This window comes from Achromobacter sp. 77 (genome assembly GCF_020541125.1).
Lineage (GTDB): Bacteria > Pseudomonadota > Gammaproteobacteria > Burkholderiales > Burkholderiaceae_B > Achromobacter > Achromobacter mucicolens.
Map to the genome: position 1 here is coordinate 947,970 of NZ_CP059848.1, position 24,199 is coordinate 972,168.

Here is a 24,199-nt window from a genome sequence, read left to right on the forward strand (position 1 = left end):
GCCGGGCCCGATCAAAAAAAACCGCAGGGCGCGAGCCTTGCGGTTTTTTTTCGTCTGCGCGGCGCGTCAGCCTTGCGGGGGGCCGAGCTTGGGGCGGATGAAATCCATGAATGCGCGGGTCTTGGCCGGTTGAATGCTGGACGGGTAGACCACGTAGATCGAGATCGGATCCACCGACCAGCCGGGCAGCACCCGCCGCAGCGAATTGCGCTGGATGATGGGCTCCAGGGCATGGCAGTGCGGCATCCGCGTGATGGCCAGATCCAGGCCGGCCAGCGTGCCGGCGATGCTCATGTTGTTGGCGGCCAGGTGACCCGTGACCGCGACGCGCTGCGAGATCACGCCGTTGTTCAACGTCCAGTACGAGTGTTCCTCGTCGATCGTCGTGCGCAGGCATTGATGCTGCGACAGGTCGGCTGGCGTCTGCGGCGTGCCGTGGCGTTCTATATAGCGGTCGGACGCATACAGGTGCGTTTCCAGCGAAACCAGCTCCTGCACCACGGCGCCTTCGATGGCGCGATGCGGCGTGCCGTTGCCATTGCCGTTCCCGGCGGAGGCGCCCGGGTAGTCGGCCTCGCGGCCAAACCGCAGCACCACGTCGAATGGCGTGCCCTGCGCGTCCGATGCCGTCATCATGCTCAGGTCGAACTCGCACTCCACGTCGGGATAGCGATCGGTGAAATCGCTGATGGTCTCGGGCAGCAGCCAGATGGCCAGGCTATAGGGCATGGACACGCGCAGATTGCCCGACGGGCCGCCCGACAGTGAGAGCAGCTGCTCGTGCGCCAGGCGGGCTTCGTCGATGAGGCCTTGGCAACGGCGCATGTAGGCCGCGCCCGCATCCGTCAGGTCGAGCCGGCGCGTGTTGCGGTTGATGAGCCGCAGGCCGATGGCGCGCTCCAGTTCGTTGATCCGGCGCGAAAGCGTGGAGGTGGGCATGTCCAGCGCGCGCGCCGCCTGGCTGAAGCTCTTGCGCTTGGCCACCTCGACGAACAAGGCGATGTCATTGAGCTGGACGGGCGAGGCTTCCATAGGCGTTCCGAATTGGGCCGCCCGAGTTTACGCCAGTCCGCTGCGCGCCCCAACGGCCGCGGCCGGGCGCGTTATCAAAAAAAACCGCACGGTTTGTCAGATTTGATTGCAAATTCCAAAGACGTGCCATCGGTTGGCGCAGGCATATCCCCTACACTTCAGGCGAAATCATAAGAACCAAGACCGCAGCGGTTTCTGGAAGATCGCAAGGGGCACAGCAGGCATGACCGATACACCGATTTTTTTCACTGTTCTGACGCCGACCTACAACCGGGCAGGGACCCTGCACCGCGTCTACGAATCGCTCTGCCGGCAGACCTTCCGGGATTTCGAATGGGTCGTCGTGGACGATGGCTCCACCGACAACACGCACGAGTCCATCCTGCACTGGCAGTCGCTGGCGGATTTTCCGATCCGCTATGTCTGGCAGAACAACCAGCACAAGAAGACCGCCTTCAACCGTGGCGTGCGCGAGGCGCGCGGCCAGATGATCGTTGGCCTGGACAGCGACGACGAAATGCCCCCCGACGCGCTGGCCATCTTCCATGAAGCCTGGAACGCCATTCCGCCCGCGCGCCGCGACTCGTACTTCGCCATAACCGGCCTGTGCGCGCGGCCCGACGGCAGCATCGTGGGCGACCGCTATCCGCAGGATGTCTTCGACAGCACGGCGGTGGACGTGTATTTCCGCTATCGCATCAAGGGCGAGAAATTCGGCTGTATGCGCACCGACATCCTGCGCAAGTATCCGTTTCCCGAGGACGTGGCGGGCTTCGTGCCCGAAAGCCTGGTGTGGTGGGCCGTCGCCCGCGCCGGCTATCTAAGCCGCTTCATCAACCGCGTCGTGCGCACGTATCACGACACGCCCGGCGGGCTGAGCCAGGGGGCGGTATCGGTGGCGAACAACGCCCAGGGCCTGTATCTGCTGGCCTGGGACATGCTGCAGCATCACCTGGAATTCTTCCGCTACCGTCCACGCGAATTCATGATGGCCGCGGCGCGCTACACGCGCTTCAGGCTGCACCTGAAACATTCGGGCGTGCCCACGGCCGTCCAGGCTTACCGCCTGACCCATCCGGTCGCGACGTTCCTCGTGGCCGTCATGTACCCGCTGGGCTACGCGCTATACCGCCGCGACCGGCGGCGCGGCGTGGCCTAATCCCAGATAGACCTCCACCACGCGCGGATCCTGCGCCACGTCGGCCGCGGGGCCTTCCAGCGTGACGGCGCCAGTTTCCAGCACGTAGGCGTAATCGGCCACCTGCAGCGCGGCGCGCGCGTTCTGTTCGATCAGCAGGATGGACACGCCCATCTCGCGCAGCCGCGCCACGATGCGAAAGACCTCGCGCACGATGCGTGGCGCAAGCCCCAGGCTGGGTTCGTCCAGCATCAACAGGCGGGGCTTGGCCATCAGCGCGCGTCCCACCGCCAGCATCTGGCGCTCGCCGCCGGACAGCGTGCCGGCCAGTTGGACCCGCCGTTCGCGCAGCCGGGGAAACAGGTCATAGACCTCGGCCAGCGTCTGGTCCTGGTCGCGCAGGCCGCGGCGGTAGCGGTCGAAAGCGCCCAGCATCAGGTTGTCCTCGACCGTCATCTCGGCAAAGAGCTCGCGCTTTTCCGGCACCAGGTTCATGCCGGCGGCGACCATTTCCTCGATCTCGGCGTGCGCTTGCGTCTTGCCGCCAAAGACGATGCCGCCCTGCGACGGCAGCACGCCCATGATGGCCGACAGCAGCGTGGTCTTGCCCGCGCCGTTGGGACCGATGACGGTGACGATCTGGCCTTCGCCCACTTCCAGGCTGACGCCCGAGACCGCTTCCACCTTGTCGTAGGCCACGCGCAGGTCGCGCACTTGCAGCAGTTTCGCGCTCATTCTTCCACTCCGCCCAGATAGGCTTCAAGCACTGCGGGATTCTGCTGGATCTCGGTCGGCAGGCCTTCGGCGATCTTCTCGCCAAAGTCCATGACCACCACGCGATCCACCAGGCCCATCACGAAATCCATGTCATGTTCGACGAGCAGGATGGCCATGCCTTCGGCGCGCAGACGTTTCAGCAATTCGGCCAGCTCGCATTTTTCCTGGTAGCGCAGGCCCGCCGCAGGTTCGTCCAGCAGCAGGATGCACGGGTCCGAGGCCAGGGCGCGCGCGATTTCCAGGATGCGCTGCTGACCCAATGCCAGCGAGCCGGCCTCGTCGTGCAGATGCTTGCCCAGTCCCACGCGCTCGACCTGGCGCGCGGCTTCGGCCAGCAGACGGGCTTCTTCCGGACGGTCCAGCCGCCAGGCAGCCGGCAACACGCCGCGATGCCCGCGCAGGTGCGCGCCGATGGCCACGTTTTCCAGCACGCTCATGCGGCCCAGCAGCCGCACGTGCTGGAAGGTGCGCGACAGCCCCAGGCGCGCGATCTTGCGCGCGCCCACGCCGGCCACCGGCTGGCCCAGCAGCGTGACTTGTCCCGAGGTCGGCGTGTCCACGCCGGATATCTGGTTGAACATCGTGCTCTTGCCCGCGCCGTTCGGGCCGATCAGCGCCAGCACTTCGCCCGCGCGGATCTCCAGGTTCATGGCGTTATTGGCGACCAGGCCGCCGAACTTGCGCGTCACGTCCACGGCTTTGAGCACCACCTCGCCGCGGGGCGGCATGGTGCGGCGGGGCAGCGGCTCGGCGGTCATGTCGACCGTGCGCGGCTTGCGCTTGACCGGCACCCAGCGCGTCAGCACGGGCCACAGGCCGCTGCGGGCGCGGTGCAGCAGCAGCACCATGCCGAAGCCGAAGACGATCACTTCGAAGTTGCCGGTCTGGCCCAGCACCTTGGGCAAGAGGTCCTGCAGCCATTGCTTGAGCACCGTGAAGACGCCCGCGCCCACCAGCGCGCCCCACACCTGCCCGGCGCCGCCGATGACGGTCATGAACAGGTACTCGATGCCCATCTGCAGGCCGAAGGGATTGGGGTTCACGAAGCGCTGCATGTGCGCGTACAGCCAGCCCGACGCGCAGGCCTGCAAGGCCGCGATGACGAAGATCACCATGCGCGAGCGCGCCGTGTCCACGCCCATCGATTCGGCCATCACGCGTCCGCCCTTGAGCGCGCGGATCGCGCGGCCTTCGCGCGAGTCCAGGAGGTTCTGCGTGGACCAGACGGCGACCAGCAGGAAGGCCCAGATCAGGTAGTAGATGTTGCCGCCCTGGTTGAGCGTCCAGCCGAACAGGCTGATGGCCGGAATGTCGGGGATGCCGGTGTGACCGCCCAGACCTTCGACGGAGCCGAACACGAAATACAGCGACAGGCCCCAGGCGATGGTGCCCAGCGGCAGGAAGTGGCCGGACAGTTTCAGCGTGATGGCGCCCAGCAGGTACGCAAGCGCCAGCGTCAGGGCCAGGCCGGCCAGCAGCGTGAGCCAGGGCGATGCTCCCAGCCAGCCCAGCCACGCGGGCAGCGTGTCCGCGCGGGTGGTCAGGAGCGCTGTCGTGTAGGCGCCGACGCCCACGAAGGCGGCCTGCCCGAAGCTGGTCAGGCCGCCGACGCCGGTCAGCAGCACCAGGCCCAGCGCCACCAGCGCATACAGGCCGATGTAGTTCAGCAGCGTCACATAGAACGGCGGCAGCACCAGGGGGCCGAGCGCCAGCAGAGCCAGGAAGGCGAGGAGGATGTGGCGCGGGGTCATTCGTCTTCTTCCTCGACGTGATGGCTGTTGAGTGAACGCCAGAGCAGCACGGGGATGATCAGCGTGAACACGATGATCTCCTTGTAGGCGCTGGCCCAGAACGACGAGAACGCTTCGATCAGGCCCACCAGCACGGCGCCCGCCGCGGCGAGCGGGTAGCTCACCAGCCCGCCGATGATGGCGCCGACGAAGCCCTTCAGGCTGACCATGAAGCCCGAATCGAAATACATGGTCGTGATCGGCGCGATGAGAATGCCGGACACGGTGCCGATCAGCGCCGCCAGAAAGAACGTGGCCTTGCCCGCGAACACGGGCGAGATGCCCATCAGGCGCGCGCCGATCCGGTTGAACGCCGCGGCGCGCAGCGCCTTGCCGTACATCGAGCGTTCAAAGAACTGGTACAGCACGACGATCAGCACCACCGACACCGCCACGACCCACAGCGCCTGGCTGTTCACGTTGACCGGACCCAGCGACAGGCTGGCGTCGCTGAAGGGTGCCGTGCGCGCGCCTTCCGCGCCGAAGGCCAGCAGCCCCAGGCCGACGAGCGCCAGGTGGACCGCGATGGACACGATCAGCAGCACCAGCGTCGAGGCCGACGCGATCGGCTGATAGAACAGGCGATAGAGCTGCGGTCCCATCGGCACCAGCAGCAGCAACGTCAGAAGCGCCTGCACGGCCATCGGCAACTGCGCCAGCGGCAGGCGGTACAGCAGCAGCGCAAGCGCCAGCGGATAGATCACCTTGGCCGCCATGCGCCAATGGGCGCCGCGCCGGGCGGGCCGTTTGCGGCGCGCCATCAGGTCGGCGGCGGTCTCAGCCAGCGCGAACGCGAGCAGCAGCCACACCAGCAGGATGGGCTTGCCGGCCTGCATGGCGGCCATGGTGAGCGCGCCAAACGCGACGAACTCGCCCTGCGGGATGAACAGGACGCGGGTGACGGTGAAGACCAGCAGGATGGACAACGCCAGGAGCGCGTAGATGGCGCCATTGGTGATGCCGTCCTGCCCGAGTATCAAGGCAATCTGAGCATTCATACAGAATTCCAATAAGCGGATGTCCCCCCCGAAGCGCTGCGCGCTTCCCCCCAGGGGGCATGCCTGCGGACCGGCGGAGCCCGGATCCGTGGCATCCCGATGGGACGCGCAGAGCCTGCATTCTGGCGACGCCCGCAGCGCATGTGAGCGTGGGGGGAGATCCTTTTACTTGACTAGCGTCCAGTTGCCGTCTTTGACGGTGATGAGCTCGCGGCCGCGTTCGTCAAAGCCGCTGTGGTCTGCCGCGCTCATGTTGTAGACGCCTTGCGTGCCGACCAGCTCCTTGGTCTGCTCCAGCGCATCGCGCAGGGCGCTGCGGAACTCCTTGGTGCCCGGCTTGCCGGCCTTCTCGGCGATCGGCACGGCCTTCTCCAGCAGCAGGCCGGCGTCGTAGACGTTGGCGCCGAAGGTGGCGGGCTTGGAGCCGTTGAGCTTTTCGTAGGCGGCGATGTAGTCGGCGGCGACCTTCTTGGACGGATTGCTGTCCGGCATTTCCGGCAGCACCAGCATCAGGCTGGCGGCCAGCACCGTGCCTTCGACCTTCTTGCCGCCCAGCTTCAGGAAGTCGGGCAGCGCGGCGCCGTGGGTCTGGTAGAACTTGCCCTTGTAGCCCTGGTCGAACAGCGTGGTCTGCGGCAGCACGCTGGCGGCGCCCGGCGCGGCCACCAGCACGGCGTCCGGCTTGGCGGCCAGGATCTTCAGCGCCTGGCCCGTGACCGAGCTGTCAAAGCGCAGGTAGCGCTCGTTGGCGGTGATCTTGATGCCCTTTTCCGCGGCCAGTCCCGAGAAAACCTTGTACCAGTTCTCGCCGTACGGGTCGTTCAGGCCGATGAAGCCGACGGTCTTGATGCCGGTCTTGGCCATGTGGTCCACCAGCGCGCGCGCGATGATGTCGTCGTTCTGCGTGGTCTTGAACACCCACTTCTTCTGATCGTTCATCGGCAGCACCACCGCGGCGGTGCCCACCGGCGCCAGCATCGGCACGCCTGCCTCGGCGGCGAACTGGATCACGCCCATCGCATTGGGCGAACCCGACGGGCCGATCAGCGCGTCCACGTTCTGCTCCGTGATCAGTTTCTTGAAGGCCGTGACCGAGTTGGTCGAGTCGCTGGCGTCATCCAGCGAGATGTATTCCACGGTCAGGTCGCCGATCTTCTTGGGCAGCAGCGGCACCGTGTTCTTTTGCGGAATCCCGACCAGCGCGGTGGGGCCGGTGGACGAGGTGACCACGCCGACCTTGACTTGGGCCAGGGCGGGCAGGGCGAACAGGGCGGCGACGGCAGCGACGGCGGCCAGGGGGAGTTTCTTCGACAGCATGGCAAAACCTCCGGGGTAGGGAGCAGAGTGGGAGTGCGGCTGGAAAGCGGAGAAAACGGGAACTGCGGGAATACTTGTTGCTTAAAGTTTCTTACCTTCAAGGATCAGCACTGTAGACCCGGGTCCCGGTGCTTACCTATCCGTCAAAACCCGAAGCGACGGTCAGATGGTGATTGAGCTGACGCTCGCGCCGCCGCAGACGAACAGCGTCTGGCCGGTCACGAAGCTGTTGGCGGGATCGGCAAAGAACATGACGGCGCGCGCCACGTCGTCCGAACGGCCCAGCCGCTTGACCGGGATGCCCTCGGCAAGCTGCCGTTCGCGCTCGCTGCCGGCCTCGATCACCTCGTAGAACATGTCGGTCTGGATGGGACCGGGCGCCACCACGTTGACCGTGATGCCGTAAGGCGCAAGCTCCAGCGACCAGGTGCGCGCCATGCCGATCATGCCGGCCTTGGTGGCCGAGTAGGCGGTGCGCGTGGGCAGGCCCAGCGCGCCGCGCGAGGACATCATCACGATGCGGCCGAACTTGCGTTCCTGCATGCCGGGCAGGGCCGCCTGGACCAGGCTGATCGCCGCGCCCAGGTGGATCTGCGTCAACCCATGCAGTTCTTCCTGCGTGACCTGCGGCAGCAGGTTTGGCCAGATCACGCCGGCGTTGTGAATAACGTGGCTGACCGCAAACTTCGCGGCGACCTCGGCGCCCGCCTGCGCGGTGGCGGCGGCATCCAGCAGGTCCACCTGCACGTTGTGCAGCCGCGGATGCGAGAAATCCGCCGCGCGGCGCGCCATCGAGATCACCTCGCAGCCCGCGTCGAGCATGCTGCGGCAGATTTCCGCGCCGATGCCGGCGCTGCCGCCGGTCACGATGGCCACATGGGTTTGCGTCATGGTTTCCCCCTTTGATTATTGGTGTGGGCGGGACGGCGTCAGGCCGTGGGCGCCAGCGCCAGCACGCGCAGCGGACTGCCCGAGCCGCTGCGGATCTTGAGCGGCGCCGAGAAGATCACCGCGCCGGTGGCCGGCAACTGGTCCAGGTTGGTCAGGCACTGCAGGCCGTATCGGTTGTTGCCGTGCATGTAGTAGTGGCAGGGATAGGGCGGATCCAGATGCTGGGCTTGCCCGGCGTCCGTGCCCACCGATTCGGTGCCGAACCCGTGCACGTCGCGTTCCTTGATGAGCCACGGCACGACCTCGGCGTCGGGGCCGGGCGAATGCGCGCCGTCGGCCTGCATGTTCAGGTAGTCGGCGGGCTTGGCGCGCTTGGACCAGTCGGTGCGCATCAGCACCCAGGACCGGGCGGGGATGCGGCCGTGCTGTTCTTCCCATTTCTTGACGAAGTCGATCGTCAAGAGGAAGTCCGGGTTGCCGGCCGCTTGGGCGGAACAGTCGATCACGCAGGCGCTGGCGATGAAGGCGTCGATGGGAATCGTGTCCACCGTGTTGTCCGGCTGGTCCTTGCCCGTGACCCAGTGCGCGGGCGCATCGAAGTGCGTGCCGGTGTGTTCGGAGCACGAGAAGTTATTCCAGTACCAGGCCGGACCGCGCTCGTCGTAGCGCGAGATTTCCTCGATCCGGAACGGCCAGGCCTGCCCGAATTCCGGCGGCAGCACGATGGTCGGAAACTCCGGCGTCAGCGTTTCAGTCAGGTCCACCAGGCGGATGCGCCCGGAGACCAGCTCGGTCATGAACTGGGCAAGGATAGGTTGACTCACGATGCGCTCTCCTGTTGGTTCCTGCGGGTGTCGGACACCCTTTGCTTCGTAGGTGTCTGACACCCTTTGAGACGCCGTGCCAAGCTGCCGGCTGTCTCCCCGGGGTGTCAGACACCGGGTTCTTCTGCTGCGTAGGTGTCTGACACCGCGTGATCCAGCGGTCAGCCGCCCGCGCCCAGCTCCCGCTCCAGTCCCTTCGGGTTCTCAGCCAGCCGCGCCCGGAACTCCTGCGCCACGTCGCCCACGTACACGTCTTCGATGCCGTCCTTCAGCGCGCGCACGATGGCGGCGGCGATGGCCGCTGGCGCAACACGCGGGGGCGGGGTGCGTTGTTCCCATTCGTGATCGACCGGGCCGGGAAACACGTTCACCACCCGCACGCCCGCGCCGCGCATTTCCGCGCGCAGGCATTGCGCCAGCGACAGCGCGGCGGCCTTGGATGCCGACCACATGCCGCGCGCCGGCAGGTTCATGTGCGCGTAGATCGACAGCACGTTGACCCACGCTGCGGCGCTGTTCACGCCGTCGGCGGCGCGGCCGCACAGCGCGGGGCCGAAGCTCTGCGCCAGCCGCATCAGCCCCAGCACATTGACGTCCATGGCATCGCGCGCGGTGTTCACGTCCTTGCGGCTCAGCAGCCCGCCCTCGCGCTCCAGGTCGGCCGTGTTGACCAGGATCTCGACCTTGCCGCCGATGGACGCGGCCACGCGCTCCACGGAATCGGTGTCGGTCACGTCCAGCGTCACGGCCTGCACGCGCGGGTCCATCGCCAGGGCGTCGAACGCGGCGTCGCGCCGCCACGCCTGCGGGTCGCCCAGGAAGACCAGCGGGCTGCCCGCATCGAGCAGCGCGCGCGCCACGGCCTGGCCCACGGCCGACTTGCCGTCGGTGACCAGCGCGCGTCGGAATTTCGGATCGCACGAGGTCTCGCGCAGTGTCTTGTCGTCTTCCATGTTCGGCGTATTCCTTTCGGGCAGGGCGATCATGACGGCCTGGCCGCTGCGGTCCAGTTTCAGGGCCAGGCGCACGCGCGCGCCGTCGGCGCAGTCCTGGTGGACGTGCGCCACGACGGAGGGACCGGCGTCCATCCGCACCGTCCCCACGCGCCACGGCAGGCGTTCGCGGAAGTACAGGTCGTTGCTGTGATGCAGCGTCGTGCTGACGAGCAGCACGCCGTTCGGGTCGGCGGGCCGCCAGGGCAGGTGCTCGGACAGGCAATGGCCGCAGACTTCGCGCGGCGGGTACTGCACCGTGCCGCAATCGGCGCAGGTCTGCAGATCGAACCGCCCCTCGGCGGCAGCGGCCGTCAGGCCCAGCGCGGCGCGGCTGCGCGAGCCGGGCGGCAGCGTGGGCTGCCGGGTCCGGGCGACGGGGTTCTTGCGCGGCGGCTTGGCCAGCGGCTCGGTCATGCGTCGCTCCTTGCCAGGATGGCCGCGGCGGTGCACAGCCCGCGGTCGTAATTGATCATGCCAAAGCCGCTGACCAGCCCCACGCGCGCCTCGCGTACCTGCGTGCCGCCGGCCGTGCCCGTCAACTGGCGCAGCGCCTCGACCATACCCAGGTAGCCGCCGGCCGCGCCGGCCTGGCCCACCGACAGCTGGCCGCCGTTGGTGTTGAACGGAAAGCTGCCGTCCACGGTGAAGGTGTTGTCCCGCACGAACTGCGGCGCGGCGCCTTTCTCGCAGAACCCCAGGTCTTCCATCTGCATCAGGTTGATGACGGGATAGTCGTCATAGGCCTGCAGGAAGTCCATGTCCGCGGGGCCGGCATTGGCCTGCCCATACAGTTCATCGATGTCCAGCGTCCAGCCGCCCCGCGTCTGAATGGGATCGTCGATCCACGCGTTGTGGCGCTCGATGGTGGACAGGATGCGCGCATAAGGCAGGTTCAGCGCGCGGGCGCGGTCCTCGCTCATCACCAGGAACGCGTCGGCGCCCGCGCAGGGCATGACGCAATCGAACAGGTGGATCGGTTCGGTGATGACGCGCGCGTCCAGGTATTGGGCGAGCGTCAGCGGCTTTTTCATCAGCGCGTGCGGGTAGCGCAGGGCGTTGTCGCGTTGCGCCACGCAGACTTTGCCGAAATCCTCGCGTGTACCGCCGGTCTGGCGCATGTAGTTGGCGGTCAGCAGCGCAAAGCTCGCATTCGGGCCGCCGGCGCCATACGGGTAGACGGCGTCCTGCGCAAAGCGCGAGAACTGGCTGACCGTGTTGCGAAACGAGTCCACGTGGTTGGTGTCGCCGGCCAGGCAGGCCACGATGTCGGCATCGCCCGCCTGCACGGCGCGCGCGGCGCGGCGTAGTGCGGCCACGCCGCTCGCCCCGCCCATCGGGATGTGATCGAGCCAGCGCGGCGTCATGCCCAGGTGCTGGACCAGACCGACCGCCGTGTCCGGCGCCAGCGTGAAGCTGGACACGCACAGGCCGTCGACGTCGGTCTTGGCCAGCCCGGATTGCCGGATCAGCGCGCCCAGCGCGCGTCCCAGCCACCAGTGCGCGGCGTGCGTGGAATAGCGTTCATAGGGAATGGTGACGGGCAGGGCCGCCACGACGCCGTCATAGCCCAGGCGGCTCATGGGCGCGTCCCCTCGGTCGGGCGCTTCTTCATGTGGCACGTGTCCACGCAGCGCGCCGTGCCCGGCAGGGTGGGCGCCAGCGCCTTCATCTCGCCGCGCTGGATCTTGTTGGTGGTGGTGAGCGGCAGGCTGTCCACGAACGCGACATACCCGGGCGCCTTGTAATACGCCAACTGCGACAGCGACCATTGCACGATGCTGCGCGCGGCCTCGGCCATTGCGTCCGCGCCGGCGGGCAGCGCTTCCGGCACGACGCAGGCCAGCACCTCGTCGCCGCGCACCGGGTCCGGCACGGCGGCCACCGCCACGGCCTTCACCAGCAGATGCTGCATCAGCACGCTTTCCACTTCCACGGCCGAGATGTTCTCGCCGCTGCGGCGGATGACGTTCTTCTTGCGGTCGACAAAGCGCAGGGCGCCGTCGGCCTCGCGGCGCACGATGTCGCCGGTGTGGAACCAGCCGCCTTCCCAGGCTTCGTTGGTGGCGGCGTCGTCCTTCAGGTAGCCGGCAAAAAAGCCATAGCGCGGATCCTCGCCGGCGTGGCGCACCAGCAGTTCGCCCGGTTCGCCGATGGCGGCCGGTTCGCCCGCGTCGGTCACGATGCGCACCTCGACGTCAGCTTCCTCGCTGCCGAAGCTGCTGGTGCCGACGTGGCGCGGTTCCCGGTTGGCGATGATGACGGCGCCCGCGCCGGTCTCGGTCATGGCCCAGGCCTCCAGCAGCGGAAAGCCGAAGCGCGCCTCGAAGGGCGCATGCAGCTTGCGGTCCACGCCCGCGCCGAAGCCGAAGCGGATGGCCGGCTGCAGATCCTGCGAGGAAGGCTCGGCCTTCATCAGGATGGCGGGCATGACGCCCAGGTAGTGCAGCACGGTGGCGCGCGACTCGCGCACGCTGTCCCACCACGAGCGCGGGTGAAAGCGGTCCAGCGGGATCAGGCAGCCACCCGTCAGCACCATCGCCATCGCGGAATAGGCCATGGCGTTCATGTGCACCAGCGGCAGCGGCGTCAGCATCCGTTCCTGGCCGGGCCGTAGCGCGGCCAGTCCGCCGATGCGGGCGTACCAGCCGCCCGCATGCAGAAAATAGCGGTTGGGCAGGATGCAGCCTTTGGGCCGGCCGGTGGTGCCGGACGTGTAGAGCAGCGCGCACTCGGTCAGTTCGGAAGGCGGCGTGCCTTGCAGGGGCGCGGCGAAGGGCGCGGTGGGCGGCGTGTCGTCCGGGCCCATCACGCGCAGTTCCCGGCCCGCCCGGTCCGCTGCCGCCAGCAGGTCCGCGTGGCGTCCCGGCAGCGCGACTGCCAGCGCGATCTCGGAATGGCCGGCCAGATACTCCAGTTCGGCGGCGCGCAGGTCCGGATTGATCGGCACGACGGACACGCCCAGCGCATTCAGCGCAAACCAGTGCAGGAAGAACGCGGGCCGGTTTTCCAGCAGCAGGCCGGCGCGGTGGCCGTGGCCATAGCCCGCCTTCTCATACGCGGCGCGCAGCGTCACGATGGCGTCGGCCGCCTTGCCGTAGGTCAGTTCGCCGGCCTCGATGCCATAGGCATCCGCCGTTTCGGGCAGGATGCACAGGAACGGCTGGCCGCCGTGGCGGGATGCGGTGTCGGCAAAGGCCTGGTGGACGGTGGCGGTCACGGTCCGCTCCTACATGAACAGTTGGATGTTGCCAAAGGCCGCGTCGCAGTTGACGAGGTCCACGCGTTTCAGGCGGATGCGCAGCGCGCCGTCTTGTTCCACCAGGTGATGCGTGGCCCAGCCCGCAAAGAGGGTCTGCGTGTCCTGCCGCGTTTCGACGTAATGGAAGGCGGTGCGCACTACGTGCCGCCCTTCGGCAGGCGCCGATTCGGGATGGTCATGCTCGACCGTGGGCGCCTGCAGCAGGTGATGGCAGCGGCTCTTGGGCTGCTGCGAGAACGTGCGCTGGCCCGCCAGCCGCTCGACGCGCACGCGCAGCAGCAGCTTGTCCTCGTACATCAGCGAGGCGTGCAGCTTCGCATCGGTCTGTCCATGCGCCAGCGGCATCCAGTAATAGCCGCCGTCCGTGTACAGGTTCAGCCATTCCTCGAAGCGCAGCTCGTCCAGCATGCGCGCCTCGGCGTAGACAAAATCGATCAACTCGCGGTCGCTTGCGCTCATACCGACTCCGATCCGGTCATGTAGCGGCCCCATGCGCGGTACTGATTGCGCATCTGCCATTCGTTGGTGCCATTGGTGACGACGTTCTTCTGGTCCGCTTCGCCGGGTGCGTAGAGCCGTCCCACGTTGACCCAGTCGCGTGCGCGCGAGTGCAGGCCGTCCTGGGCGCGTTCGTACATTTCCAGGTCGTCGTGGCCCACCACGGACGTCGGCGCGTTGATGAGCCGGTTGTACATGAGCGTGCGTTCAAGCAGCAGGTCCGGCGCGCCCACCAGGCGGAACGTCCAGGACTCCACCAGCGTGCGGTCGGCGGCGATCGGCTTGAAGATCCGCAGCGTCTGGATCGGCCCCTTGACCATGATGTTGGGGAAGTACACCGTGTTGTGGCGCACGTCGCCCAGGATCGCCTTGGCGCGGTCTTCGCCGTAGGCCTGCACCATCGAATCCCAATAGCCCGGGACGCCCGAATACGAGGCGTGGATGGAGTCGGAAACGCCGGTGTGCCCGTGCCCGTTTTCCCAGACGCGGATGCCCATGTTCTCGAAGAACTCGTAGGGCGAGATGAACGGCGCGAACAGCTCGACCGCCATCGGCTTGGGCGTGCCTTCGGGCGCCTGTTCCCAGACCTTGACCGCCGTGCCCGCCGAGGATTCGTGCGCGACCATCGGATGGCAGGTGTCGGTCTGGTTGTCGACCAGCATCTTCCAGTTGCAGCGGTGCATGTAGCGCAGCACGCCGCCGGCGACTTCAAGGCGGCCTTCGGGCGAGCGGTCGACCATGTTGTCCAGCGTCGAAAGCGAATCGCCGAAGAATTCCTCGAACGACTGGCCCTCGGGGTTCAGCCGGCAGAAGACGAAGCCGCGATGGTTGCGCACGTCTTTCACGGCGGCCATGCCCTGGCTGGCTTCGCAGTTTTCCAGGCCGGTGTTCTCGTAGCCTTTTTTCAGCGGGATCGACAGCAGGCTGCCGTCCGTCTTGAACGTCCAGGCGTGATAAGGGCAGCGAAAGAACTTGCCCGTGTTGCCGCAGGCCTCGCCCGCGACCATGGTGCCCTTGTGCGGGCAGCGGTTGTGCAGCACGCGCACGCTTTTGTCGCTGTGGCGGACCATCACCACCGGCTGGTTGCCGACGGTGGTGGTGATGTAGTCGCCCGGGTTGGGCACCTGGCTGTCGTGGCCGACAAAGACCCAGGTGTTGGCGTACAGGCGTTCCATTTCCAGGTCGAACAGTTCCTGGTCGATGAAAAGGTCCTTGTGCACCTCGGTGTCGCGGAGCAGCGCGCGGATGGCGTCGGGATTGTCGCGGTATTTGCCCATGGTCGCTTCCTTGTCGGGGGACTACAGGTCCAGCACCAGGCGCGCGGTCTTGGCGCGCGAGATGCAGATCTGGATGATCTTGCCGCTCGCCTTCTCGGTGTCGGACAGGTAATAGTCGCGGTGGTCGGGCTCGCCTTCCAGCACGGTGGCCTGGCACACGCCGCATTCGCCGCGCTTGCAGTCGACCATCGGGTCGCAGCCTTCTTCCTCCATGACCTCGACGATGGTCTTGTCGGCAGGAATCGTCAGCACGCGGCCGGACTGGCGCAGTTCGACCTCGAAGGCCTGGTCGCCGGCCTGCGGCGCGGCCGTCGCGAAAAGCTCGAAATGGATGTGGGCGTCGGGCCAGTGGCGCGCGTGCGCGCCCTGGATGACGGCGTCGATCAGCCCCTTGGGGCCACAGACGTACAGGTGCTGGCGCGGGGTGGCCGACGCCAGCAGCGCCTGCAGGTCGAACCGGCTCGCGGGATCGTCGTCGGCGTGCAGCGTCAGGTCGCCGCCCGCCAGCGCCTGCAGCTCGGGCAGGAAGGCAAGCTGATCTTTGCTGCGGCCGCAGTAATGCAGATGGAACGCGCGGCCGGCGGACTTGAGCGCGGCGGCCATGGACGCAATCGGCGTGATGCCGATGCCGCCCGCAATCAGAATGACCGGCTCGTCGCCGGCAGGCGATTCGTGCAGCGGAAAGTCGTTCTTCGGGCCTTCCACGGTCAGCACGTCGCCCTCCGCCAGCGCATGCATGTGGCGCGATCCGCCCTGGCTGGTTTCTTCCAGCCGCACGCCCAGGCGGTACTCGGCGGGTTTGGCAAAGCGTCCCGCCTCGGGCGCCAACTGCACCAGCGAATAGCAGCGCGGATCGCGCAGGCTGGGGATCGTCACCTTCAGGTGCGCGCCGGGGCCGAAGGCGGGCAGCGCGCCGCCGTCTTCGCGCGCCAGCCGGAACGATCGGATCAGCGGCGATTCCTGCCGGACTTCCCGGACGATCAGTTTGAGTGTCTGCACGATGTCTGTCTCTTTCTGTTGGCGGCCTCAGGCGGCCAGTTTTTCCGCAATCTGGCGTTCCATGGGCTCGCACTTCACGTTGGCAAGCGCCGTGTCGCGCAGCGCGCGCAGCGCGTCGGCGGCATCGGGACGGCCGGCCAGCTGGTCCGCCGCCGCGATAAGCTGCCGGTACTTGCCGCCGCCGCGCACGTGGGTGTCGCTGTAGCCCTTAACCAGGCGGCGGCAATTGACGGTCTCGACCGCCAGCGCGTAGTCGCGCGGCGCCAGCCGGGCCACCAGCGCCAGCCACGTTTCCAGGGATTCGGTCTCGATCTGGTGGCGCAGCGTGCCGCGCCGGAAGCGCCGCATGCCGGCCAGCGTGTACAGCATCAGGAAGCCGCCCAGCGTGCCGCTGCGCAGGCGGCGGCCCTTGCCGAGCCTGCGCTCCACGAAGCCGCCGAAGGCCTTGGAGCCCTCCAGCCAGCGGCCCAGCCGCGCCGGCATCGTGCCGCAGATCTCTTCCAGCCGGGGGTGCATGAATTCGGTGGTGTCCACGAGCTGGCCGGGGCGCGCGCCGACTTCCGAACGCACGCGGTCAAAGCGCGTGCCGCGGGTCTTCAGGTCCGCCACGCGGATCACGTCGTCGTACGCCATGGCCGTGGCCACGTAGCGCGCGGCGGCACAGGTCAGCGCCCATTGGCGGGCGTCGCCGCCGTGCTGCGCGTCCAGGTCGCGAATCGCCTTCATGCGGCGCAGGTAGTCTTCAGCGTAGGCCAGGTCCTGGAACTCGATCTGGCGGCGCACGCCCGCGGTCAGCATGGGCTGCGCACAGGCCGGAAAGTCGCGCCGGATGGCGTCCAGCAAGGCCTGCGCGCGCGGGCTGGCGGCGCGCTCGGGCACGGGCGGAATGGGACGCGCGAGGTCGATGGCGGCGGGCGCGTCCGGCGCCTTGTCGGCCGACTCGAAGCCCAGCGCAAACGCCCGCAGGCTCGCGTCCACGCCCAGCCCCGCGCGCCGCACGGTGGCCTCGAAGTCGTCGCGGGTAAAGGGCAGGGCGCCGCTGCCGGCCACCGCGCCAAAGAGGCTGGCGCTGATGACGCTGCCGGCGCGGTCGGCCAGATCCTGCAGGTCGAAGCACAGGAAGCGGCGCGCGGCGGCGCGTCCCGCTTCCAGCACCTTGTTCGGGTCCGCGATCCCGTTGCCGGGCGCGGACTTTTCGCTGACTGCAAAGCTGCGGTGCGACGACGCGATCAGGACCGTGCGTTCAGGTGTCACAAGACCGCGCTGGATGGCGCGGCCGCCTTCCATCAGTTCGGCGGCCACCACCAGGTCCACGTCGCCCGGCGTGGGCATCAGCGCCAGCGCCGGCTGGCGGCCCGCGCGCTGCACGTCGGCCTCGGGCAGCAGCTCCAGGTAGTAGATCGTGGCGCCGGTGCGCTGCGCCACGCCCGGCACCGAGGTCGTCTGCGCCCACCAGCCCGCGTGCTCGGCCATGTCGACGATCCAGTCGGCCAGCACGCCGCCGCCCTGGCCGCCCATGGCCAGGATGGCGATCTTGATGGGGTTGCCTTGTTGCATCACCGCCGCGTTCATGGTGCTGGGTTCCTCAAAGGGCGTCGTGCGCCAGGCGCGCCGCGCGGCGCCGTTGCAGAAAGCCGATCACCGCGCCGCGCAGGCGCGCCACGAAGCGGTCGGCGCCGGTCGGGTTGTGGATGATGTCGGCGCGGTAGAACGACGGGCACAGCACGGCCGCATGCGCGACCTCGCCACAGTTGCCGCAGCCCACGCAGCTGCTTTCCACGTGCGCGACCGGATCTTCCTTGAGGGGATCGCCGCTGTCCTTGACCGTCAGCGACGGGCAGCCGGACAGCCGGATACAGGCGTGGTCGCCCGTGCAGACATCCGGATCCACGCCAAAGCGTTCCTTCACGACCCGCTTGCCTTCCTTGACCGCCTTGTTGAAGAGCGGCTTCACGCGCCGCTGCTTGTTCAGCATGCATTCGGACTGCGCGATGATGACCTTGGGACCCTTGATGTCGGTGGTCAGCGCCTCTTCGATGGTGGCGCGCACCTTGGCCACGTCGTAGGTCCGGTCCAGCGTGCGCACCCACTTCACGCCCACGCCGCGCACGGCCTGGTCGATAGGGTTGTTGGTCGAGCGGTCGGGGTTGTCGGCGCGCGAGGACAGGATGTCCTGCCCGCCGGTGGCCGAGGCGTAGAAGTTGTCGACGATGACGATGACGCCGTCGTACTTGTTGAACACCGCGTTGCCGATGCCGGACGCCAGCCCGTTATGCCAGAAGCCGCCGTCGCCCATGATGGAGATGGGCCGCTTGGCGGCCGGCACGTTGAACGCGGCCGCGCTGGAGGCGCCCAGGCCGTAGCCCATCGTCGTGGCGCCCAGGTTGAACGGGGGCAGGATGGAAAACAGGTGGCAGCCGATGTCGCACGAGATATGGTGCTGGCCCAGTGTTTCCTGCGCCAGCGTCAGCGCCGAAAAGATCGGCCGCTCCGGACAGCCCGTACAGAAGCCGGCGGGCCGCGGCGGCACCACGGCGGCCAGGCCTTCGACGTGCTTGTGGAAGGTGATGGGCTGCTCGGCGGGGCGCGCGGGTTTGGGCCGCGAGATTTCGGTGATCGTGAGCTGCGGTTCAGCCGGCGCTTGCGTCTGGCCATCCGCCGCCACGGCCGGATGCGTCTGCAGCGATTCCGGCCGGTTGCGCTTGAGGAACTCGCGCAGGCCGTCGCGCATGACCTGGGTGGTGTATTCGCCTGCCATCGGCAGCACGTCCTTGCCGGACAACTGCGTGCTCACACCCGCGCGGCGCAGGACCGCGTGCAGGTTCTGCTCGATGTAGTCCGGTTGCCCTTCCTCCAGCAGCAGCACGGCGCGCTTGCCCCGGCAGAAGTCGATGACCTCGTCCTCGATGACGGGATAGGTCACGTTCATGACGTACAGCGGGATGCGGCTGTTGCCGAAGTTGTCCGCCAGGCCCAGGAGCTGCAGCGCGCGAATCACGCCGTTGTACAGGCCGCCCTGCAGGATCAGTCCGATATCGTCCTGCTCGCCGTCGAAGTGTTCGTTGAGCTGGTGTTCCTTGATGTAGCGGATGGCCGCGGGCCAGCGCTCCTTGATCTTTTCCTGTTCGTGCAGGAACGACGCCGGCGGCAGCACGATGCGGCTGGTGTCGCGCGCCGGGCTTTCCAGCGCCTCGGCCAGGCTGAAGGCCGGGCGCTTGTTTTCCTTGGCGATGAAGCGCCCGTGCACGTGGCAGCCGCGGATGCGCAGTTGCAGCATCACGGGCGTCTTGCTGGCTTCGGACAGCGCAAAGCCGTCCTCCACCGCCTTGACCATGCTTTCCAGGTTAGGGCGCGGGTCCAGCAGCCAGATCTGCGACTTCATGGCGAACGCGTGCGAGCGTTCCTGCATGATCGACGAACCTTCGCCGTAGTCTTCGCCCACGATGACCAGCGCGCCGCCCGTGACGCCGCCCGAGGCCAGGTTGGCCAGCGCGTCGGACGCGACGTTGGTGCCCACCGTGGATTTCCAGGTGACGGCGCCGCGGATGGGGTACATGACGGAGGCGGCCAGCGTGGCCGCGGCGGTGGCTTCCGAGGCGCTGGCCTCGAAGTGCACGCCCAGTTCCTGCAGGATGTCGTTGGCGTCGGCCAGCACGTCCATCAGATGCGAGATCGGCGAACCCTGATAGCCGGCGACGTAGCCCACGCCCGATTGAAGCAGCGCCTTCGTGACGGCAAGAATCCCTTCGCCGCGAAATTCCTCGCCCGCGCCGATGCGCAGCTGCTGGACTTCTTTTTTGAAAGATCTTTCCGCCATCTGGATCCCTTACGCGGACCCGGGCGGGTCCTTAATCCGTGCTGCCGTGCAGCATCGTCCTGCCACGAAAACATCGCCTGAAAAATACTTTAGGAGTCAACGTTTTAGCTGTCAATAAAAAAGATGAAATTTCATGGAAATTAAAAAATATCACGCAAAAACAAGGGTGTATATACTGGTTGTCCTTTAGCTTTTTGACGGTTTCGGAGCGCTGCAATGGTGCAAAAACGGGTTGCGATTTGGGGTATACCCTGTGCTGCGCAACAGCATTGCGGTACATCATGGCGCGCGGCTGCGCCGTCGTGGTGCAATGCGCTTTTCGGCAACGGGGCGGGCCTTCGAAATGGGTGCGTGGGAGCAAACCAACATGCAGGCAGATAAGCCGCGGGGCACGCGCGCGGCCGCAACGGGCCCGCGGTTCGTCGATGGCTACCTGGCCTACCTGCTCGCGCAGGCCAGCCAGCGCATCTCGGCGGAATTCCATCAACAGGTCAAGGCCGCCGGCTTGTCCGTGACCGAATGGCGCGTGCTGGCCAGTCTTCAGGGCAGCGCCGGCGAAACCATCGGCAGCCTGGCGGTGCTGGCCATCACCAAGCAACCCACGCTCAGCAAGGTCGTGCAGCGCATGGAGGCCGACGGGCTGGTGGCCCGCACCGGCGTGCGCGCAGACCGCCGTCAGACGCGCGTCTGCATCACGGCCAAGGGCTCAAACCTGATCGGCGGGCTGTGCGAGCAGGCCTTGCAGCATCAAAAGGCGGTGCTCGCGCCCTTCGGCGAAGCCAAGGCCGCGATGCTGATCGAAATGCTCGATGTCCTGATGACCGAGCACGTGCCGCTGGAACTGCCCATCGACACCGACGAATGACGCCTTCCGTTGCAACCACGCACTCGAACATCGTTCGGTCCGATTATTTCGTTACGTGCTTATGCGTCCCTGATTGCCCGCTCTCTCTGAAAACCCCCTCCGGTACGCACAAACCCTGAATTGACGCGGGTCTCGCCGCTAGGCACACTCGCGCCGGTATTCAGACTACTGTCAGGAGTTGACACTTATGCGCCGCACTTTGATTGCTATCGCGATCGCCGCCGCCGTGGCAGTGCCCTCGATCGGGCAAGCCAAGACCTTCCGTTGGGCTGCCCAGGGCGACATCCTCACGTTCGACCCGCACTCGCAAAACGAGGGCATGACGATCGCCGCCAACAGCTACATCTACGAGCCGCTCGTCGACTACGACAAGTCCTTCAAGGTGTCGCCGCGACTGGCCACGGAATGGGAGCAGGTGTCGCCCACGCTGTATCGCTTCAAGCTGCGCCCCAACGTCAAGTTCCATGACGGCGCCGCGTTCACCGCCGACGACGTGGTGTTCTCGATCCACCGCGCCATGGCGCCCACGTCCAACTACAAGGCCTACACCACCGGCATCAAGGAAGCGCGCAAGATCGACGACCTGACGGTCGAGATCGAAACCTCCGCGCCCAACCCCGTGCTGCTGCGCCAGCTGACCAACGTGTTCATCATGAACAAGGCCTGGTCCGAAAAGAACAACATCGCCAAGCCGCAGGACTTCGTCAACAAGGAAGAAACCTACGGCGCGCGCAACACCAACGGCACCGGTCCCTACAAGCTCAAGAGCCGCGAAGTCGACGTGCGCACGGTCTTCGAGGAAAACAAGGACTGGTGGAACAAGGCCGGCAAGGTCGGCAACGTGACCGAAGTCGTGTTCACGCCGATCAAGCAGAACGCCACGCGCACCGCCGCGCTGTTGTCCGGCGAGATCGACTTCGTGCTGGATCCGGCCGCGCAAGACCTGGACCGCCTGCGTCAGTCGCAGAAGGTCGTCGAGGGCAACGAATACCGCACCATCTACCTGGGCCTGGACCAGAAGCGTCCGGAGCTGCAGTACTCCAACATCAAGGGCAAGAACCCGTTCCAGGACGTGCGCGTGCGCGAAGCGCTGTACCGTGCCATCGACGTCGACGCCATCAAGCGCGCCGTGATGCGCGGCCTGTCGGCGCCCACCGGCACGATGATCGCGCCGCAGGTGCATGGCTGGGCCGAATCGCTGCACAAGCGCGTGCCCTACGATCCGGAAAAGGCCCGCGCCCTGCTGAAGGAAGCCGGCTACGACGGCACGCTGAACTTCACGCTGGACTGCCCGAACAACCGCTACATCAACGACGAAGCCATCTGTCAGGCCGTCGTCGGCATGTGGGCCAAGGTCGGCGTCAAGGCCACCATGAATGCCATGCCGCGTTCCACCTACTTCCCGAAGGTGCAGTCGTTCGACACCAGCGCCTACCTGTTCGGCTGGGGCGTGCCCACGTTCGACGCCATGTACACGCTGCAGAACCTGATCCGCACCAAGGGCGAGGGCGCGGACGGCATGTACAACCTGGGCAACTACAGCAACAAGGAACTGGACGTCATCATCGACCGGATCAAGACCGAGACCGATCCGAAGAAGCGCGACGCCGACATCATCACCGTGCTGGAAGGGCACGCCAAGGACTTCGGGCACATCCCGCTGCATGATCAGGTCATCCCCTGGGCCATGCGCAAGAACGTCACGGTCATCCACCGTGCCGACAACCGCCTCGTTGCCGATTGGGTCAAGGTTGACTGATCCAGGCTAACCAGACGGCGGGACCTACCCGGTTCCGCCGTCTTGCTTTTTTCCGCCTATGTTCGCTTTCATACTGCGTCGCCTGTTGCAGGCCGTAGCGGTGATGCTCACCGTCGCGCTACTGGCCTTCGTGCTTTTTCAATACGTCGGCGACCCTGTCACCATCATGCTGGGACAGGACGCCACCGATGCCGAGCGCATCGAACTGCGTGAACGCCTGGGCCTGAACGAGCCCGCCATCGTTCAATTCGGCCATTTCGTGGCCAACGCCGTGCAGGGCAATTTCGGCATCTCCCTGCGCCAGAGCGAACCCGTTTCCACCCTGCTGAAATCCCGCCTGCCCGCCACGCTTGAGCTGTCGATGGTGGCTGCCTTGCTGGCGCTGGTCGTGGGTGTGCCGCTGGGCGTGTACACCGCGCTCAAGCGCAACAGTCTCGTCTCGCAGATGCTGCTGGCCGGGTCGCTGCTGGGCGTGTCGCTGCCGACCTTCCTGATCGGCATCCTGCTGATCCTGGTGTTCTCGGTGCAACTGGGCTGGCTGCCCAGCTATGGGCGCGGCGATACCGTCAGCCTGGGCTGGTGGACCTCGGGCCTGTTCACCGCCACGGGCTGGAAGCATCTCATCCTGCCGTCCATCACGTTGTCGCTCTTCCAGATGACGCTGGTGCTGCGGCTGGTGCGCTCCGAAATGCTGGAGGTCCTGCGCTCGGACTACATCAAGTTCGCGCGCGCCCGGGGCCTGAAGCGCCGCGCCATCCACTTCGGCCACGCGCTCAAGAACACGATGGTGCCCGTCATCACCATCACCGGCCTGCAGCTGGGCGGCATCATCGCCTTCGCCATCGTGACCGAGACCGTGTTCCAGTGGCCGGGCATGGGCCTGCTTTTCATCCAGGCCGTCCAATTCGCCGACGTGCCGGTGATGGCCGCGTACCTGTGCCTGATCGCGCTGGTGTTCGTGGTCATCAACCTGATCGTCGATCTTCTGTATTTCGTCGTGGACCCGCGGCTGCGTTCCGGGCTGACTCGCGGCGGGGGGGCTCACTGATGCGCGCCGTATTCAAACGCTGGTGGGACAGCGACATTGCCTGGGCCTGGCGCCGGGCGCCCGTGGCCATCGTGGCCACCCTGTTGCTCGCGGCCCTCCTGATCGGCTCCTTCGGGGCCGGCTGGGTCGCGCCGCACAATCCGTTCGACCTGACCAAGGTCGAACTGCTGGACGCGCTGTTGCCGCCGGCCTGGGAGCCCAACGGGCAGGCCACCTACCTGCTGGGCACCGACAGCCAGGGCCGCGACCTGTACTCGGCCATCCTGTACGGCACGCGCGTGTCGCTGCTGATCGGCCTGGCCTCGGTGCTGCTGTCCATGCTGATCGGCATCGTGCTCGGGCTGGTGTCGGGTTATGCCGGCGGCCGCATCGACGCCTTCATCATGCGTGTCGCCGACGTGCAGCTCTCGTTCCCCGCCATCCTGATCGCGCTCCTGATCGACGGCGTGGCGCGGGCGGCGGTGCCGCGCGAGATGCACGAGATGATCGCCTTCCCGGTGCTGATCGGCGCCATCGCGCTGGCCGGCTGGCCACAGTACGCCCGTACGGTGCGCGGTTCGACGCTGGTCGAAAAGAACCGCGAGTACGTGCAGGCCGCGCGCGTGATCGGCGTGGCCTCGCCCGTCATCATGTTCCGCCACGTGCTGCCCAACGTGCTGGGTCCGGTGCTGGTGCTGGCCACCGTGCACCTGGCCACCGCCATCATCACCGAGGCGACGCTGTCGTTCCTGGGGGTGGGGGTGCCGCCGACCGCGCCGTCGCTGGGCACGCTGATCCGGATTGGCAACGATTTCCTGTTTTCCGGAGAGTGGTGGATCACCATTTTCCCGGGCGCGGCGCTGGTGCTGCTGGTGCTGTCGGTCAACCTGCTGGGTGACTGGCTGCGCGATGCGCTCAATCCGCGACTGAACTGAG

20 protein-coding genes are annotated in these 24,199 nt (G+C 66.9%); 5 read left to right on the forward strand and 15 right to left on the reverse strand.

Going from position 1 to position 24,199, the window contains the following annotated elements:
* Positions 1–66: 66 nt before the first annotated feature.
* Positions 67–1,032: a LysR family transcriptional regulator gene (locus H4P35_RS04260; RefSeq protein WP_226848265.1), complete on the reverse strand. Its 966-nt coding sequence runs from the start codon at positions 1,030–1,032 to the stop codon at positions 67–69.
* A gap of 223 nt (positions 1,033–1,255) precedes the next feature.
* On the opposite strand from H4P35_RS04260, the gene H4P35_RS04265 reads away from it, so the two are divergent.
* On the forward strand, positions 1,256–2,191 hold the full coding sequence (locus H4P35_RS04265) for a glycosyltransferase family A protein (RefSeq protein ID WP_056321085.1): 936 nt from the start codon (positions 1,256–1,258) through the stop codon (positions 2,189–2,191).
* Here H4P35_RS04265 and H4P35_RS04270 read toward each other — a convergent pair.
* The 14 genes from H4P35_RS04270 to H4P35_RS04335 form a co-directional block, all read right to left on the reverse strand.
* Positions 2,156–2,905, reverse strand: a complete 750-nt coding sequence (locus H4P35_RS04270) for an ABC transporter ATP-binding protein (RefSeq protein WP_062840326.1) — start codon at positions 2,903–2,905, stop codon at positions 2,156–2,158. The genes H4P35_RS04265 and H4P35_RS04270 overlap by 36 nt on opposite strands.
* Entirely contained in the window at positions 2,902–4,698 is a 1,797-nt protein-coding gene (locus H4P35_RS04275) for an ATP-binding cassette domain-containing protein (protein ID WP_226848267.1), read from the reverse strand. Before H4P35_RS04275 ends, H4P35_RS04270 begins: the two co-directional genes overlap by 4 nt.
* The gene (locus H4P35_RS04280) at positions 4,695–5,735 is read right to left on the reverse strand and encodes a branched-chain amino acid ABC transporter permease (RefSeq protein ID WP_152383537.1); all 1,041 of its coding nucleotides are present in this window, start codon (positions 5,733–5,735) and stop codon (positions 4,695–4,697) included. The genes H4P35_RS04275 and H4P35_RS04280 overlap by 4 nt, the downstream gene beginning before the upstream one ends.
* Positions 5,736–5,900: 165 nt before the next feature.
* A complete protein-coding gene (locus H4P35_RS04285) occupies positions 5,901–7,052 on the reverse strand; it encodes an ABC transporter substrate-binding protein (protein WP_108005030.1) in 1,152 nt (383 codons plus the stop codon).
* 162 nt (positions 7,053–7,214) lie between these two features.
* A complete protein-coding gene (locus tag H4P35_RS04290) occupies positions 7,215–7,943 on the reverse strand; it encodes an SDR family NAD(P)-dependent oxidoreductase (RefSeq protein ID WP_226848269.1) in 729 nt (242 codons plus the stop codon).
* A gap of 38 nt (positions 7,944–7,981) precedes the next feature.
* Positions 7,982–8,767 carry a cyclase family protein gene (locus H4P35_RS04295; protein ID WP_226848270.1) on the reverse strand — a complete coding sequence of 262 codons (786 nt, stop codon included), beginning with the start codon at positions 8,765–8,767 and terminating at the stop codon, positions 7,982–7,984.
* Positions 8,768–8,928: 161 nt separating this feature from the next.
* Entirely contained in the window at positions 8,929–10,176 is a 1,248-nt protein-coding gene (locus H4P35_RS04300; RefSeq protein WP_226848271.1) for an SDR family NAD(P)-dependent oxidoreductase, read from the reverse strand.
* Positions 10,173–11,342, reverse strand: a complete 1,170-nt coding sequence (locus tag H4P35_RS04305; protein ID WP_226848272.1) for a thiolase family protein — start codon at positions 11,340–11,342, stop codon at positions 10,173–10,175. Before H4P35_RS04305 ends, H4P35_RS04300 begins: the two co-directional genes overlap by 4 nt.
* Positions 11,339–12,979, reverse strand: coding sequence for an AMP-binding protein (locus tag H4P35_RS04310; RefSeq protein ID WP_226848273.1), 1,641 nt, complete (start codon positions 12,977–12,979; stop codon positions 11,339–11,341). The genes H4P35_RS04305 and H4P35_RS04310 overlap by 4 nt, the downstream gene beginning before the upstream one ends.
* 9 nt (positions 12,980–12,988) lie before the next feature.
* On the reverse strand, positions 12,989–13,480 hold the full coding sequence (locus H4P35_RS04315; protein WP_226848274.1) for an aromatic-ring-hydroxylating dioxygenase subunit beta: 492 nt from the start codon (positions 13,478–13,480) through the stop codon (positions 12,989–12,991).
* Entirely contained in the window at positions 13,477–14,796 is a 1,320-nt protein-coding gene (locus H4P35_RS04320; RefSeq protein ID WP_226848275.1) for an aromatic ring-hydroxylating dioxygenase subunit alpha, read from the reverse strand. Before H4P35_RS04320 ends, H4P35_RS04315 begins: the two co-directional genes overlap by 4 nt.
* A gap of 21 nt (positions 14,797–14,817) precedes the next feature.
* Positions 14,818–15,795, reverse strand: coding sequence for a PDR/VanB family oxidoreductase (locus tag H4P35_RS04325; protein ID WP_226848276.1), 978 nt, complete (start codon positions 15,793–15,795; stop codon positions 14,818–14,820).
* A gap of 27 nt (positions 15,796–15,822) precedes the next feature.
* Positions 15,823–17,367 carry an indolepyruvate oxidoreductase subunit beta family protein gene (locus H4P35_RS04330; protein WP_226848277.1) on the reverse strand — a complete coding sequence of 515 codons (1,545 nt, stop codon included), beginning with the start codon at positions 17,365–17,367 and terminating at the stop codon, positions 15,823–15,825.
* A 13-nt stretch (positions 17,368–17,380) separates the two neighbouring features.
* Entirely contained in the window at positions 17,381–19,612 is a 2,232-nt protein-coding gene (locus H4P35_RS04335; RefSeq protein WP_226848278.1) for an indolepyruvate ferredoxin oxidoreductase subunit alpha, read from the reverse strand.
* 367 nt (positions 19,613–19,979) lie between these two features.
* Between H4P35_RS04335 and H4P35_RS04340 the strand changes: the two genes are divergently transcribed.
* From H4P35_RS04340 to H4P35_RS04355, 4 genes are all read left to right on the forward strand, one after another.
* Positions 19,980–20,477, forward strand: a complete 498-nt coding sequence (locus H4P35_RS04340) for a MarR family winged helix-turn-helix transcriptional regulator (protein WP_056322688.1) — start codon at positions 19,980–19,982, stop codon at positions 20,475–20,477.
* A gap of 187 nt (positions 20,478–20,664) precedes the next feature.
* On the forward strand, positions 20,665–22,236 hold the full coding sequence (locus tag H4P35_RS04345; RefSeq protein ID WP_062840337.1) for an ABC transporter substrate-binding protein: 1,572 nt from the start codon (positions 20,665–20,667) through the stop codon (positions 22,234–22,236).
* A gap of 58 nt (positions 22,237–22,294) precedes the next feature.
* A complete protein-coding gene (locus H4P35_RS04350; protein WP_008158681.1) occupies positions 22,295–23,284 on the forward strand; it encodes an ABC transporter permease in 990 nt (329 codons plus the stop codon).
* Positions 23,284–24,198 carry an ABC transporter permease gene (locus H4P35_RS04355; RefSeq protein WP_226848279.1) on the forward strand — a complete coding sequence of 305 codons (915 nt, stop codon included), beginning with the start codon at positions 23,284–23,286 and terminating at the stop codon, positions 24,196–24,198. Before H4P35_RS04350 ends, H4P35_RS04355 begins: the two co-directional genes overlap by 1 nt.
* The last annotated feature ends 1 nt before the right edge of the window (position 24,199 follow it).

Excerpts from the sequence above, each read along its gene's own strand:
- H4P35_RS04260 (WP_226848265.1), bottom strand. The coding sequence starts at position 1,032 with ATGGAAGCCTCGCCCGTCCAGCTCAATGACATCGCCTTGTTCGTCGAG.
- H4P35_RS04265 (WP_056321085.1), top strand. The coding sequence starts at position 1,256 with ATGACCGATACACCGATTTTTTTCACTGTTCTGACGCCGACCTACAAC.
- H4P35_RS04270 (WP_062840326.1), bottom strand. The coding sequence starts at position 2,905 with ATGAGCGCGAAACTGCTGCAAGTGCGCGACCTGCGCGTGGCCTACGAC.
- H4P35_RS04275 (WP_226848267.1), bottom strand. The coding sequence starts at position 4,698 with ATGACCCCGCGCCACATCCTCCTCGCCTTCCTGGCTCTGCTGGCGCTC.
- H4P35_RS04280 (WP_152383537.1), bottom strand. The coding sequence starts at position 5,735 with ATGAATGCTCAGATTGCCTTGATACTCGGGCAGGACGGCATCACCAAT.
- H4P35_RS04285 (WP_108005030.1), bottom strand. The coding sequence starts at position 7,052 with ATGCTGTCGAAGAAACTCCCCCTGGCCGCCGTCGCTGCCGTCGCCGCC.
- H4P35_RS04290 (WP_226848269.1), bottom strand. The coding sequence starts at position 7,943 with ATGACGCAAACCCATGTGGCCATCGTGACCGGCGGCAGCGCCGGCATC.
- H4P35_RS04300 (WP_226848271.1), bottom strand. The coding sequence starts at position 10,176 with ATGACCGAGCCGCTGGCCAAGCCGCCGCGCAAGAACCCCGTCGCCCGG.
- H4P35_RS04305 (WP_226848272.1), bottom strand. The coding sequence starts at position 11,342 with ATGAGCCGCCTGGGCTATGACGGCGTCGTGGCGGCCCTGCCCGTCACC.
- H4P35_RS04315 (WP_226848274.1), bottom strand. The coding sequence starts at position 13,480 with ATGAGCGCAAGCGACCGCGAGTTGATCGATTTTGTCTACGCCGAGGCG.
- H4P35_RS04320 (WP_226848275.1), bottom strand. The coding sequence starts at position 14,796 with ATGGGCAAATACCGCGACAATCCCGACGCCATCCGCGCGCTGCTCCGC.
- H4P35_RS04330 (WP_226848277.1), bottom strand. The coding sequence starts at position 17,367 with ATGAACGCGGCGGTGATGCAACAAGGCAACCCCATCAAGATCGCCATC.
- H4P35_RS04335 (WP_226848278.1), bottom strand. The coding sequence starts at position 19,612 with ATGGCGGAAAGATCTTTCAAAAAAGAAGTCCAGCAGCTGCGCATCGGC.
- H4P35_RS04340 (WP_056322688.1), top strand. The coding sequence starts at position 19,980 with ATGCAGGCAGATAAGCCGCGGGGCACGCGCGCGGCCGCAACGGGCCCG.
- H4P35_RS04345 (WP_062840337.1), top strand. The coding sequence starts at position 20,665 with ATGCGCCGCACTTTGATTGCTATCGCGATCGCCGCCGCCGTGGCAGTG.
- H4P35_RS04350 (WP_008158681.1), top strand. The coding sequence starts at position 22,295 with ATGTTCGCTTTCATACTGCGTCGCCTGTTGCAGGCCGTAGCGGTGATG.
- H4P35_RS04355 (WP_226848279.1), top strand. The coding sequence starts at position 23,284 with ATGCGCGCCGTATTCAAACGCTGGTGGGACAGCGACATTGCCTGGGCC.